Origin of the sequence: uncultured Aquimarina sp. (genome assembly GCF_947500065.1) — a bacterium.
Taxonomy (GTDB): Bacteria; Bacteroidota; Bacteroidia; order Flavobacteriales; family Flavobacteriaceae; genus Aquimarina.
On the sequence record NZ_CANMQT010000003.1, the window covers coordinates 521,118 to 535,626 of the forward strand.

Below are 14,509 nucleotides of genomic sequence, written 5' to 3' on the forward strand. Positions count from 1 at the left end.
CCTTGTAATACTATACTATTTAATATTATCAGTAATTACACAATATTAGCAAGTTTCGGATTGTATGAATGCTCTAATATTATAAAATTTGTGCATCTAAAATAATAGTAAGATGAATATTAAAAACTGTACCATAAACGACATTGACGAAATATTTCGTCTTTATAAAATAGCTTCAGAGTATCAGAAATCAAAAGAAGGAGTAATCGTTTGGCCAGAGTTTGAAAGGAGTCTTGTAACTAACGAAATTGCAGAAAATCGTCAATGGAAATTGATAATTGATGATCAAATTGCTTGTGTATGGGCAACTACTTTTAGCGATGAGCAAATTTGGGAGAAAAAAAATAGTGATGCTGCGGTTTACATCCATCGTATCGCAACAAACCCAAATTTTAGAGGAAATAGTTTTGTAAAGATTATTGTCGAATGGGCTAAAACATATGCTAATGATAATACTAAAGAGTATATAAGACTAGACACTCTAGGAAACAATACAAAACTAATCGAACATTACACAAATGCTGGTTTTAGTTTCTTAGGAATGTTTGACTTAAAAAATACCGAAGGATTGCCAGATCATTACCACAAGGCTCCTGCTTGTCTGTTTGAAATACAATTAAACAACTAGAGTATTTACACTACTGCTTCTTGTTTATCATTTCTACTTGAATTTTTATGATATCTTTGATACCAATTAAAGCACTATATCTTGAAAAAACGACTCTTTAAACTCCTCAAAATATTCTTTACCAGTCTATTGGTTATTGTCATCTTCCTTATAGCAATACTATATTTCTCTTTACATAAAAAAATGCCAGAAGGAACACCAGGACCAGAAGCTGATAATTTTGCCTTACAAATCCAAAAAGCAGTACAACACGACAAGTATGTGAATACCGATTATATACAATGGACTTTTAGAAATAAAAACCATTATCTATGGAATAAAAAATCAGGAAAAGTTGAAGTAAAATGGGAAGATTACACCGCTAATCTAGATCTTCAAAACCCTAAAAACAACGCTATAGTGCAAAACAACATTCCTTTAGAAAGTACGGAAAAAGACAAACTACTAGAAAAAGCTATGTCCTATTTTAATAATGATTCTTTTTGGATTGTCGCTCCACATAAACTATTTGATGAAGGAGTCACCAGAAAATTAGTTGATCTCGAAAATGGTACTAAAGCCCTACTTGTAACTTACAGTTCTGGTGGCACAACACCTGGAGATTCATATTTATGGAAAGTAGATCAAAACTACCTTCCTACTAGCTATCAAATGTGGGTTTCTCTAATTCCATTTGGTGGTATCGAAGCTAGTTGGGGTGATTGGACTACTACAGAAAGTGGCGCGTATTTATCTCAACAACATAAAGCACTAGGTATTGGAATTCCGATAAGTAATCTGAGAGCATGGAATGAGTAGAAATTTAGTGTCAAGATTTAGTAGTGAGCACAAAGTGGTCAGTATATAGCATATTAAAACATATTTTTTTAACGTTATTTTCCCTATGAGAGAGTAGGTTTTGATATAAAGGCCCCTCATCCTAGTCTTCTCCCCAAGGAGAAGGAACTTACACGTATTACAAAACACTGAATAATAATAAATTCATATTATTTAGTTGAATATTCTATCTCAAAATAACAACGACACATAAAACTTAAATAGCAATACCAGTAATATCACCGAAATGATATTAAGAATCAATCCTGCTTTTACCATTTCAGATACTTTTACATGACCACTAGCAAATACAATAGCATTAGGTGGTGTTGCCATTGGCAACATAAATGCACAACTCGCTGCCATCGTTACTGGAATTAATAAATGAAGCATAGGTATATCAAGTCCTAAAGCTATTCCTGCAACAACAGGAACAAAAATTGCTACTAAGGCTACATTACTCATTAGTTCTGTCATAAAGAGCATAAAAACAATTAGTAATAATGCAATTACTAATAAGCTTAACCCTTGATTAGCTGCAATCGTATTAGCAACCAATTCTATCAAACCTGCGTGTGATAAACCACTTGCTAATGCCAATCCACCGCCAAAAAGAATAAGGATTCCCCAAGGTAGTTTCTGAGTATCCTTCCAAATCAAAGTAAACTCACCTTTACTTAATTTAAATGGAATTACAAACAATGCAAAAGCTCCCATCATACTAATACCAGTATCTGATAACTTAAGATCTGGAAAAAATCCATTAATAGTAGTTCTGGAAATCCATAAAAATATAACTACACAAAAAATCGTAAGCACTCTTCGCTCTGTGCGTTTTATTTTTCCGAGTTTTTTTAGTTCTTGGTCTATTACGTCTTTAGATGCTGTAAAATTGGTAATCCTATTTGGATATATCCATTTTACAATCACAAAATAAATAATCCCAATCATCAAAACAGAAAAAGGAAATGCCAATAGCATCCAGTTAAGGAAAGAGATTTCTATTTGATATTCATTCTCTAGGAAACCTACTAATACCGAATTTGGAGGTGTTCCTATAATAGTTGCCACCCCACCAACATTAGCAGAAAAAGCAATACCCAACATAATACTCAATGCAAAATTTCGATCATTTTTAGTAAAACCATCTTCATCATTCACCAAGAGCTGTATCACAGACAATGCAATAGGTAACATCACCACTGTACAGGCAGTATTACTGATCCACATACTCATAAAAGCCGTGGCAATCATAAACCCAAGAATTACTCGATCAGGACTGGTTCCCGTAATCTTAATGATAGATAAAGCTATTCTTTTGTGAAGATTTACTTTCTCTAAAGCCAACGCCATGACAAATCCACCAAAAAACAGAAAAACAATAGGACTCCCATAGCTCTGAGACACTGTTTTTAGGTCTAAAACACCGACCAGCGGAAATAATATCAACGGAATCAAGGCGGTTACTGATATAGAAACCGCTTCTGTAATCCACCAAACAATCATCCAGATAGCCACCGAAATTACCTTATCCGCAATTTCTGAAACCAATGTAACAGGAAGATTAATCAATATTAGAAACAATATTGGACCAGCAATCAGTCCGATTTTTTTGATTAGTGGATATGTCGTCATTTATTTTTTGCTACTTCCTGTGAATTGTTGTGACTTATTACTGAACAGCACATTGAATGTAGTCAAACTCCCATACATACGTGTAATATATTGTTGAAGATCAATCTTATCCTGATCATCTATTACTTTAGAGCTATTAATCTTTTGTTCCATCACACGAATGCGATCTCTAACCATCACGATTTTATGAAAAAAGGTGTCTATTGGAATTTCTTTAGAAGTTAGATTCGTATCACCTGGTTCTAGTATAATCTTACCGCCTTTCCATTTATCAGCAATAGGAACAATTTCGGAGATATCACTATAGCGTTTTAATAATTCTCTAAACGTTTTTTCTACTTCATAGAAACTTACCGTATCCACTTCATCCTCTACTCCATCAATCACTTCAAAATCCTCATCTACATCAATGGTTTCTAATCCGTTTTCTATAAAAGTTACCCAATACATTTTTGCTGTCACATTGGTCACTACACCTAATCCGTATGTTGGGTGTTTAATTCTGGAGCCTATTCCTAATATCATCGGTATTTGTTTTTAAGCTAAAATATAAAAGTATGATGGTTTAATCCATATGATACATTGGAAAATCTATTATAACCCTAAACATAGTTGATAAAAATTCCCTATAATTCTCACCCTTCGGCTACGCTCAGGGTTCAGTATTCTCGTAACTCGTGCACTGAGCGGAGTCGAAATGCAAATATTCTCAGGGTTCAGGAAAAAACATCAGCCGAGGACTGAGGCTCTCGAAGTCCGGTTATTCTCAGGGTTAGAGAGCTTCACCTTTCGGTAAACTCGGTATTCCCTTTACTCGTGCACTGAGCGTAGTCGAAGTGCAATTATTCTGTAATCACCTTTCGAGAACATCAAGGTTCGATTGTTCGAAACTTAATTATTAGTTAACACCCAAAGTTCAACGGCTTCAGAAGAACGCCAGTGTTGATCTCGTTTCGTTTTTTCAGAAGCAGTTTTCACTGTCTTTTTATAACATTTTTCTAATTGAAATCTTCCACCTTTGGCTAGCTCCTTTTCTATTGGATGGTCTTTTGTCACCTTAGTTATTTGAGCTAAATTAGAAAATATGATGACGAGCTTTCCTTCTGGTAGTAGTCTTTTTTTTGCTTCCGAAAAAAAATCAGGAAAAAGATTTTTATTATAATAAATAGCCTGGTCATTACTATCATGATTGTGAGATTCGGGTAACCACGGTGGATTAAAAACAATCAATTCTGTCTGCTTTTCCCAAGCGCCAAAAAGATGTCCAAAACTTAACGCTATCTTTCTAGACAATTTTGTGTCTCCCATAAACTCTGTAAGTCCAACAATTGCATTGGGATTTGTATCTGTACCAAAAACTTTCTGAAAACCATATTTTACCATTTGGAAAGAAAGTACGCCACTCCCAATACCCACATCTATTGCTGATTTTTTGGGTCCTTTATAGCGTTTCAACCAATTGTCAAAAAGTATTAAATGATCAAAACGTGTAGGGAAATAAGTACCGTAATACGGATGTATTTTATTTCGTAATACAGGAATAGAAATTCCATTTTGGAACCATTGCCAAGCACTATTTAAACCTTGAACTTGAGGAAAAGGCAATAAGAAATCACTAGTTTCAGGATACAGTTTTTTTAACCAACCTATAGACGGTGATTTTTTTACGATCAATGTATGAGCTACAATTTCTATTAAAATAAGATTCGATAACGTATGATATGCTAAGCGGTACTCGCGTTGCTCCTTAAAAGACGTACCGGGAAACTTTCTTTTAAGATGTATTTGCAACTCCTTAAGAAGGTCCAACCCATTGCTATAAAACGCCGTTATCAGTATCGGTGTACCAGCTTCTAATGCTTTAATCGTATGCCTAACATTTGTGCCGCGATTAAACAACTCTAATTCCGCTCCAGATACAATAGGTTCTGGTCTGTTTATTTTAATATCTGTAGTCATTTATTGTTATTACTTTCTAAGAGACAACATCTTATGTATTGTGTAATTCTATAATTGTTTTGTAATCTCCTGTTGTTCATTATGAAAAAAATGTTAAAGAAAAGCGTCAATTCGAGTGATTTTCCAAAATGCAATTAAGACAAAATGCCTGCCCGCCTCTGGAGGGTATCGAGAATAGCTTTTTGGATCCAAAATCCTATTCTCGATAGCTCTGCTGAGCTTGTCGAAGTACACTTCTTCTTTCAGTCGAAGCACTGGAATAGACGAATTTTGAATAGAAAAATCAAAATGCATAACGGGTAATTCTGTAGTTATTTTATAATCATATAATACTAAGAACTGGTAATACCCTATGTGGATACTCCTTATTACGATTTTGGAACCTAAGAATCGTATCTTTTACAATAACACCTTTATCAACATTTATAGCATTTTTAATGGTTTTATTTTCATTCCAACTTTCACGACCAGATATTACAGAAGGGAGATGTACAATTAATGCGGCAGAAATGGATCTTGATGCACTTTCCCAAAAATAACTCGGTGTATGATCTACTGCATAATAATCCACTCCATCAATTGATATCATTGGGTTCTTAAAAGTTGTAGGCTTTGCAAAATAAAATCCCATACCTTCATCACAACTCACATCTATAATTAATGTACCTAGTTTAAGCATCGATTTTTCTTCTTCTATTACATAATCAATCGGATTATCTGTATCCTGATAGGTACCATTAATTATGATTTCGGATTCATTGATTAAATTTGATAATGGTCGTTCTGATCCATCGTGCTCTACAACAATCAATCGAGGCTCGTTTTCATTTCCTTTTCTGATTCTTGTATAGTGTACATCTAAAACTTCTTCTCTAACCTCATGATCAGGTCTCTGAATACAGATCGTAATATCTCTAAAACCATGTGCTTTTAACGCATAAATCGCACCTCTACTTACAGCGCCAAAACTAAAAATAATCACCTTCCGTTGATTTCCATAATGACCATCAATCCCCTTTAATTGCAAGGCATGTATAACGGCACTATATCCTGCCATTTCATTATTTTTATAAAAAGTATGTCTTCCCATTTGTCCATTAGGGTTCCATACATACATATCCTCAAAAGCAATTAAGGTTAACTTTTTATCGATTGCCGTTTGTGTAATTTGCTTTTGTTGCGCACAATGAGGATATCCCCAAATAGTACCACCATCTTTTAAATCTTCTAAATCAGACAAAATAGGTTTGGCAATAATAGCAGAACCAATATCACGTAATATTTCATCTCGCGTAGCTATTCCACCAGTTAAATCACTAATCTCATGATCTTTCATATTAAAAGGTGCGCCATACCCTTTCTCAAAAATTAGTTGTCTTCGAATATCTTCTGGAAGTCTTTTTAGATGTTCTGGATGAATAGGGACACGCTTTTCATCTTCTTTTTTTGAAGTTCCGATAACCCCCATTTTTAACAAAGCCATATTTTTTTTGAATTGAAACGAGTTGCAGAGTAATGACGTTAGCAAAGCGTAAGATTAAAATCACTATTAAATAGTTACTTACTAGCAATCAGGCATTAAGTTGGCCACTAGAGTTTCATTAATCAAAATAAGAGCTTTTAAACAAAGCCTCAACCATTCGCTGAAGTAGTGCGAAGAGATAATTAATATCAAGAGATAAATAATACTATCTCAAAGATACTTTATTAAAACCCTATTACACGCACAATGTCTCAGTATTATCTAGTAATAGCCGTTATTCTTTGAGTTTACTATAAAACAGAAAGCATACATAACAGTGTATACTAGTAAACACAATGGAGGAAATTTCCCTGTATTCGGAATCCTAATACAAGTACACTTCGGGTTCGTTTGGAATCATCCTTCGACTACCACTTCGACAAGCTCAGTGTGACAGCTCAGGGTTCGAATACCGAGGGCTGTACTTCGACACGCTCAGCAGCCGCGTAACCAAAGCCGATTTTTTTTGTAAAAAAACATTACAAAATGAGGGTAAGATTCTTTTTGCAATAGAACATATTGGTAATAATATTATAAAACTTAAATCATGAAAAAAATCACAACTTTATTATTAGTAATAATCGCATTTTGGTCTTGTGATAATGACCTGGAAGAAAATCTTTTACAAGATACAAATGCGCTTTTAGAAAGAGATGCTGATACAGAATCTTCTACTAAAGATATTATATATATTCCAGCTAAAGATGGCGGGAAAATTGCATTATTGAAATATGATGAAAATTTTTACTCTTGGGGAGATATGCTTTTGAATAAAGATCAAATAAAATCCTTATCTATTCCCAATTATAATAAATCGGTAGCAATTAGTAACCTTTCTAAAAGATGGAATAACCTATATGTTCCTTATAGATTTCATCCTAACTTTTCCAGTACCGCGAACGTACGTGCTGCAATGAATAGGATAAGAAATCGATTATCGTGCATCAACTTTGTTGAATTGTCTTCTGGTCAAACAGCTGATAGTTTTATAGAATTTAGAGATATTACTAATGACCCTGATATTGGAGGTAACTCTGCTTTAGGGAGACAAGGAGGTCTACAGGTGATTAATATAAATCCTAATAGTTTTGATCGTACAGGAACTTCTGTACATGAAATAGGTCACGCTTTGGGATTATTTCATGAACATGTTAGAGCCGATAGAAATAATTTTATCATTGTAAACGAAAACAATATAGATCCATCACGACTTAGTCAATTTCAAATACCTCAAAACCAGGTTGTGGAAGGAACCTTTGATTTTACGTCAGCTATGTTGTATGGTAATACTGCTTTTCTATGTGATAACTGTACAGGAAATACACTGACTAGATTAAATGGAGGGACTTGGGATAGAATGAGGTTTTTTTCCGCTGGAGATGCTGCAACTGTTGCTATAATTCATGGCTTTCAAATAGATGAAAGACGTTTAAATAATAAGTCCTTTGATAGAATTCTTATAGACTATGAAGCCTCTCAAGACACACAATATCGAGAAGAAGAATTTTACTTGAATTTTAGTTCTAATCTTACATCTCCACTAACGGTTAGATATGAAATTGTAGAAACGGTTTCAAATGTACAAACACATCCTAGTGGTCAACAAACGACTATTACTAATCATACAGTAACTTTATCTCCGGGACAAAGCTCGTATTTAATTACAACACTGGTTACTATGGATCAATATTATGATTATGGAGAGCCAGATGGTCCTCAATACACGAGATCTTGTAACTTATTTGATTATTGTGGTCCTATATTTTCCAGAAGGTAGATAAAATAGTCACTTACAATTAAAAATGCTGTCTTAATCAAACTAAGCAGCATTTTTTTCTTTAAATATTCGAACTCATTTCTACCCGAGGGCTGAGGCTCTCGAAGCCCAGTTCACCTTTCGGCTCCCACTTCGACAAGCTCAGTACGACGGCTCAGGGTTCGATATCCGAGGGTTGAGGCTCTCGAAACCCGACTCACCCTTCGAGAACCTCAGGGTTCGTAATGAGTTCAGAATTCAAATAAGAAATATAGCACTTCATTCATTGACAATTATAACTTTTTAGTACCTTGCTTTCTACATATGATTCAATTTATTTTAAATAATGAGGTTATTCGAACATCTGCTAATGCAGGAATAACACTTCTAGACTTTATAAGAGAACACAAGCAATTAAAAGGAACAAAAATTGGTTGTCGTGAAGGAGATTGCGGTGCTTGTACAGTTTTGGTTGGAAAACTAACTGACAATAACCTCTCCTATCAAAATATTACGTCCTGCATTTCACCTCTGGGTAATGCCAACGGAAAACACATTGTAACGGTAGAAGGAATTAATTTACCGGAAACGTTGAATACAGTACAACAAGCTATGACCGATCAATACGCTACACAGTGTGGATTTTGTACTCCAGGTTTTGTAGTTTCTATGACTGGGTATGCTATGCAGAACGGCGAAGGTAGTTTAGATTCTTGTAATGATGCTATAAGCGGTAATATTTGTAGATGCACCGGATATAAATCCATTGAGAAAGCAGGGCTGCTAATAGAAGAGAAACTACGAGAAAAAGATACTAATGATACCATCGCATGGTTAATCAAAGAGGAGTTTATTCCTAATTATTTTGAATCCATTCCACAAAAATTAAAAGATCTAGCACCACAAGTAGTTACTGGCGAAGGAAGAATAGTTGCTAATGGAACAGATCTATACGTTCATAATGCCGATCAACTTGCAGAAGAACAAGTTCAGTTAATAGCTGATGATAAAACTCTGAAAGGGATTCAATGTACAGATTCCATGTGCACAATAGGTGTTAACACTACCGTGACTGAACTAGTAGAAAATGAGAAATTACAACTGCTATTTCCAAAGCTAAAGTCATTTCTTAAACTAGTTTCTTCTGAACCTATACGCAATATGGGTACTTTAGGAGGAAACTTTGTCAATGCTTCTCCTATCGGGGATATGACAATTTTCTTTTTGGCACTCAATACTACCTTAACGATACAGAACGAAACCAACGCTGAAAGACAAATACCTTTTAATGAGTTTTATAAAGGATATAAAACTTATGATTTACAAAAGGGAGAAATTCTAAAAAGTATTTCTTTTGACATCCTAGAAAATCAAGACGCTTATAATTTTGAAAAGGTAAGTAAACGAACACATTTAGATATAGCCAGTGTAAATACTGCTGCTAAAATAACCATAGAAAATAATGTGATCAAAGCTGCACATTTTTCTATGGGCGGCGTTGCTCCTATCCCAAAGTATCTATTCGACACTAGTAATTTCTTGATTGGAAAAAAAATTAATTCAGAAACCATTAAAGAAGCAGCGTCAATTTTACAGTCAGAAATTGCACCAATCAGTGATGTACGAGGATCATCAGATTATAAGCGATTATTAGCACAACAATTATTCTTTGCACATTTTATTGAATTATTCCCAGCAAAAGTTCAACTTCAAAAACTGACTGTATCATGAAGACGATGAAAAATATTGACAGTTTTACGCATGTCCGCGGAGAATCTCTATTTGTAGATGATTTGATTACCAGGCAAGATACTTTGTATGGATTGGTATTTGATTCACCAAAAGCGCACGGAAAAATAAAACACGTAGATTATACGAAGGCGGAACAAGTAGAGGGCGTTGTAAAAATATTTACATACAAAGACGTTTTGGGCGAAAACCAAATCGGTGGAATTATTCCTGATGAACCTTTATGGGCAGAAGATGAAGTTCATTTCTGGGGACAACCTATTGCATTTATTGTAGCAACATCTGAAGCCATTGCAAAAAAAGCGCGTCTGCTTATTGAGATAGAAATTGAAGAGTTACCTGTAATTACAACAGCAAAGGAAGCTAAAGAAAAACAAAGCTTTATCAATGCACCGCGTTCCTTTACACTAGGAGATACGAATGCTGCTTTTTCGGGTTGTGATTATGTAATCGAAGGCGAAACCTTTTCTAATGGTCAGGAGCACCTGTATCTAGAAACACAAGGCTGCTATGCTGTTCCGCAAGAAAATGGAAGTATCAAGATCACATCCTCTACACAAGGCCCAACAGCAGTACAAAAAACTGCTGCTAAAGTTTTGGGAATACCCATGCACAAAATAGAAATAGATGTTATCCGATTAGGTGGAGGTTTTGGTGGAAAAGAGGATCAAGCAACGCCTTGGTCTGTTATGGCAGCAGTTGCTGTGCAACATCTAAACAAACCTGTAAAATATATTCTAAACCGCCACGATGATATGCGTATGACCGGAAAACGTCATCCGTATTCTTCTTTTTTCAAAATTGGACTCGATAAGAGTTTAAAGATAATAGCTTTTGAAGCCGAGTTTTTACAAAACTCTGGTGCTGCAGCAGATTTATCGCCTGCAATTGCTGAAAGAACATTATTTCATGCAACTAACAGTTATTTTGTTCCTAATGTCAGCACAACAGTGTATAGTTGTAAAACGAACCTACCACCCAATACAGCATTTAGAGGTTTTGGTGGTCCCCAAGGAATGTTTGTTATTGAATCTGCTATTGCCAAAGCAGCAGATGCAATAGGAGTTGATAGACGAAAAATTCAGGAAGCTAATTTATTGGCCGAAAATGATGAATTCTCTTATGGTCAAATCGCAACAAAAGTTGAAGCTCAAAACACTTGGTTTACGGCAAAAGAAAAATTTGACCTTGATGTACTAGAACAAGAAGTCGCTGACTTCAATACAGATAATGCTCATTTCAAAAAAGGAATCTCTTTAATGCCCGTTACTTTCGGAATTTCATTTACGAACACGATGATGAATCATGCAAGAGCATTGATTCATATCTATCAGGACGGTAGCGTTGGCGTGAGTACAGGAGCAGTAGAAATGGGGCAAAGCGTGAATACAAAAATGTTACAAGTTGCTCAAAGTACCTTGGGTATTTCTGCTTCCAAATTAAAATTAGAAACAACCAATACAACTCGTGTAGCCAATACTTCGCCTTCTGCGGCAAGTGCTACAGCAGATTTGAATGGAAAAGCTGTATACAAGGCTTGTATCGCATTAATCGAACGATTGAGCAAAGTAGCAGCTAAAATGATTGCAACAGATGTATCCAAAATTTCTTTTAAAGAGGATTATATTTTCGTAGATGGTAAAAAATCAAATATAAGTTGGGAAGCGACTGTAGCTCAGGCCATGTCAGAAAGAATTGCCTTAACTGAAAATGCACATTATGCAACACCCATAATTCATTTTGATAAAACAAAAGAAAAAGGACATCCTTTTGCATATCATGTATATGGGACTGCAATTACACTAGTTACCGTTGATTGTGTAAGAGGAACTTATGAAATAGATGCTGTAAAAATTGTACATGATTTCGGAAAAAGCATGAATCTCGGAATAGATATCGGACAAGTGGAAGGTGCACTCGCACAAGGAATTGGCTGGATGACTATGGAAGAAATTGCATATAACAACAATGGACGATTACTATCAAATGCTTTATCGACATATAAAGTGCCTGACATATTTTCGGCACCAAAGGTAATCGAAACCATACCTGCAAAAACGGAAGGAAATGATATGGCGATCCAAAAATCTAAAGCTGTTGGCGAACCTCCATTAATGTATGGAATTGGTACATATTTTGCCATCCAACAAGCTGTAAAAACTTTCAATAAAAATTATAAACCAAAGTTTGATTCACCATTTACCCCAGAAAAGGTATTAATGGGATTATACGAAAAGTAATAATTTTGAGGAAGCCCATAAAGTTGCAATACACTACGTCTAATATCTTAAGAGGAGCTATCATCTATAGTTCTGGAGATTTGATTGCCTCCTTATTACTAGGAGAATTCTCTATATATCGATTATTAGGAATGATGTTATTGGGAGCAACATTATATGCCTTAGAAATTCCAAACTATTTTGCTTGGATTGAGCGTAAAACAAAGGACACACAAGGAATAAAAAAAACACTTGTTAAAACAGTATTAGCAATACTCTATTTTAATCCGTTATGGATTGCGCGTCATTTGTTATTCATCAAACTTTTTTCTGGTAATTTTAATCAAATCAACTTAAATTTACTGGAAATAGCAGGATTATCATTTTTAGTCAACATCCCTATATCGTTTGTGGCTAATTATTTAATTCAAAATAAAGTAAACCTACATTGGCGATTTTTGGCTAGTGCTATCTTCTCTGCTTTGATGGCTATTTATTATGCATTAAGCGAAGTGATTTTCAATTAACAAAACGTATGAAATTCTGGCAACATCTTTTATCAAAATTACAAGATACCCAAAACGTATATCTACTAACTGTTATAGAAAATATTGGCAGTTCTCCTGGTAGAAAAGGATTCAAAATGCTGGTCGCTGAAGATGGTTTTATTTTTGGTTCTATTGGTGGCGGTGTTATGGAATTTTCGCTAGTTGAAGAAGCTAAGGAATTACTACACACTGGTGATTTGAAAATCTTTTTGAAAAAACAAATACATCAAGGCCATAAACAAAATGGCTCTGGAATGATTTGTTCTGGAGAACAGACTGTAGTCTTTCACCCATTAAATGCTCAACACATTTCTATTATTGAAGATATTCTAGATTGTTTGCAAAACAATGTAAAAGGAACGTTTGTCGCAACACCTACTTCAATCGGTTTTTCTAAAGAACAACTAGCCAATAAATTCGAATACCGGATAACATCACCTCTAGATTGGTTTTTTAAAGAACATATAGGTTTTACAGATACATTATACATTGTTGGCGGAGGTCATGTTAGCGTAGCAGTTTCTGAACTGTTTGTTACTCTTGGATTTCATGTAGTAGTTTTTGATAATCGAGAACACCTAAATACACTTGAATTAAACACTAGCGCCCACCAGAAATTAATAGTAGATTTCAATGAAATAGCAAATTACGTTTCTGAAGGTTCAGGCAATTATGTAGCTATTATGACCAACAGATATATCGATGATAAATTAGTACTAAATAAACTTATTAGAAAAAGCTTTGCATACATAGGTGTACTTGGTAGCACTGCAAAACTAAAAACAATGTGGGAGGTTTTACAAAAAGAAGGTATTGAAATGTCCGAATTAAACATAGTTCACGCACCTATTGGACTTGCAATAAAAAGCCAGACGCCTCATGAGATTGCAGTAAGCATTGCTGCTGAAGTTATTAAGATCAAAAATATGAACCAATAATATATTTTGTTTCTTAATCTAAAAAAATTACATTTCCACTCAATATTTATTCATGATTAAATGGTCAAAAAATCTTACTATTTAATCAAACTATAATACAAAATTAAGACACATGACTGAGGAGGATAAGAAATTTATGAGACGTGCAATCGAACTTGCAGAAAATGGTATGGATACCAATACAGGAGGTCCATTTGGAGCAGTGATTGTAAAAAATGGTGAAATAATAGCAGAAGGATGTAACAAGGTTACCTCACAGAATGATCCTACCGCACATGCAGAAGTAGATGCGATCCGCACAGCTTGCAAAAAATTAGATACTTTTCAGTTAGAAGATTGTATTATTTATACTTCTTGTGAGCCTTGCCCAATGTGTTTGGGAGCTATCTATTGGGCTAGACCAAAAAAGGTGTTTTACGGATGTACTCGCGAAGATGCTGCTGACATTGAATTTGATGACCAATTAATTTATGATGAAATTGCAGTAGGTATTTCTAATAGACAAATAGAGTTCACGAACGTATTGAGAGATGAAGCGTTAAAAGTTTTTAAGAAATGGGATTCAAAATCTGACAGAACAGAGTATTGATTTAAGATTAATTGCTTTACTTCTATTCATCTAGAATTACCTTTCGAGAGCCTCAGGGTTCGTGATCTGAGGACTATACTTCGGTAAATTCAGCATCAGCGGAGTGTATCAGTAAACTGAGCATATGCGGACTGAGCGGAGTCGAAGTCC

General features: G+C 34.8%; 12 protein-coding genes. 8 read left to right on the forward strand and 4 right to left on the reverse strand.

What is annotated here, in order from left to right; all coding sequences use genetic code 11:
* The first annotated feature begins 112 nt into the window (after window positions 1–112).
* Entirely contained in the window at window positions 113–628 is a 516-nt protein-coding gene (locus tag Q0975_RS12340; protein ID WP_299437046.1) for a GNAT family N-acetyltransferase, read from the forward strand.
* Window positions 629–709: 81 nt separating this feature from the next.
* A complete protein-coding gene (locus Q0975_RS12345) occupies window positions 710–1,426 on the forward strand; it encodes a hypothetical protein (RefSeq protein WP_299437048.1) in 717 nt (238 codons plus the stop codon).
* A 210-nt stretch (window positions 1,427–1,636) separates the two neighbouring features.
* On the opposite strand, the gene Q0975_RS12350 is transcribed toward Q0975_RS12345, so the two are convergent.
* From Q0975_RS12350 to Q0975_RS12365, 4 genes are all read right to left on the reverse strand, one after another.
* The gene (locus Q0975_RS12350; RefSeq protein WP_299437050.1) at window positions 1,637–3,079 is read right to left on the reverse strand and encodes a DASS family sodium-coupled anion symporter; all 1,443 of its coding nucleotides are present in this window, start codon (window positions 3,077–3,079) and stop codon (window positions 1,637–1,639) included.
* Window positions 3,080–3,604: a hypothetical protein gene (locus Q0975_RS12355; protein ID WP_299437051.1), complete on the reverse strand. Its 525-nt coding sequence runs from the start codon at window positions 3,602–3,604 to the stop codon at window positions 3,080–3,082.
* A gap of 366 nt (window positions 3,605–3,970) precedes the next feature.
* Window positions 3,971–5,038, reverse strand: a complete 1,068-nt coding sequence (locus Q0975_RS12360; RefSeq protein ID WP_299437052.1) for a methyltransferase — start codon at window positions 5,036–5,038, stop codon at window positions 3,971–3,973.
* Between the two features lie 322 nt (window positions 5,039–5,360).
* Window positions 5,361–6,521 carry a N(5)-(carboxyethyl)ornithine synthase gene (locus Q0975_RS12365; RefSeq protein ID WP_299437053.1) on the reverse strand — a complete coding sequence of 387 codons (1,161 nt, stop codon included), beginning with the start codon at window positions 6,519–6,521 and terminating at the stop codon, window positions 5,361–5,363.
* A gap of 586 nt (window positions 6,522–7,107) precedes the next feature.
* Here Q0975_RS12365 and Q0975_RS12370 point away from each other — a divergent pair.
* The 6 genes from Q0975_RS12370 to Q0975_RS12395 all read left to right on the forward strand — a co-directional run bounded on the left by Q0975_RS12370 (window position 7,108) and on the right by Q0975_RS12395 (window position 14,359).
* A complete protein-coding gene (locus tag Q0975_RS12370; RefSeq protein ID WP_299437054.1) occupies window positions 7,108–8,337 on the forward strand; it encodes a M12 family metallopeptidase in 1,230 nt (409 codons plus the stop codon).
* A 303-nt stretch (window positions 8,338–8,640) separates the two neighbouring features.
* On the forward strand, window positions 8,641–10,047 hold the full coding sequence (locus Q0975_RS12375; protein ID WP_299437055.1) for an FAD binding domain-containing protein: 1,407 nt from the start codon (window positions 8,641–8,643) through the stop codon (window positions 10,045–10,047).
* Entirely contained in the window at window positions 10,044–12,305 is a 2,262-nt protein-coding gene (locus Q0975_RS12380; RefSeq protein ID WP_299437057.1) for a molybdopterin cofactor-binding domain-containing protein, read from the forward strand. The genes Q0975_RS12375 and Q0975_RS12380 overlap by 4 nt, the downstream gene beginning before the upstream one ends.
* A 5-nt stretch (window positions 12,306–12,310) precedes the next feature.
* Complete coding sequence (locus Q0975_RS12385; RefSeq protein ID WP_299437059.1) at window positions 12,311–12,811, forward strand: hypothetical protein; 501 nt, start codon at window positions 12,311–12,313, stop codon at window positions 12,809–12,811.
* 8 nt (window positions 12,812–12,819) lie between these two features.
* Window positions 12,820–13,770: an XdhC/CoxI family protein gene (locus Q0975_RS12390; protein WP_299437061.1), complete on the forward strand. Its 951-nt coding sequence runs from the start codon at window positions 12,820–12,822 to the stop codon at window positions 13,768–13,770.
* Window positions 13,771–13,882: 112 nt separating this feature from the next.
* Window positions 13,883–14,359 (forward strand): nucleoside deaminase, encoded by a 477-nt coding sequence (locus Q0975_RS12395; RefSeq protein WP_299437063.1) that lies wholly within the window; start codon window positions 13,883–13,885, stop codon window positions 14,357–14,359.
* Window positions 14,360–14,509: the final 150 nt, after the last annotated feature.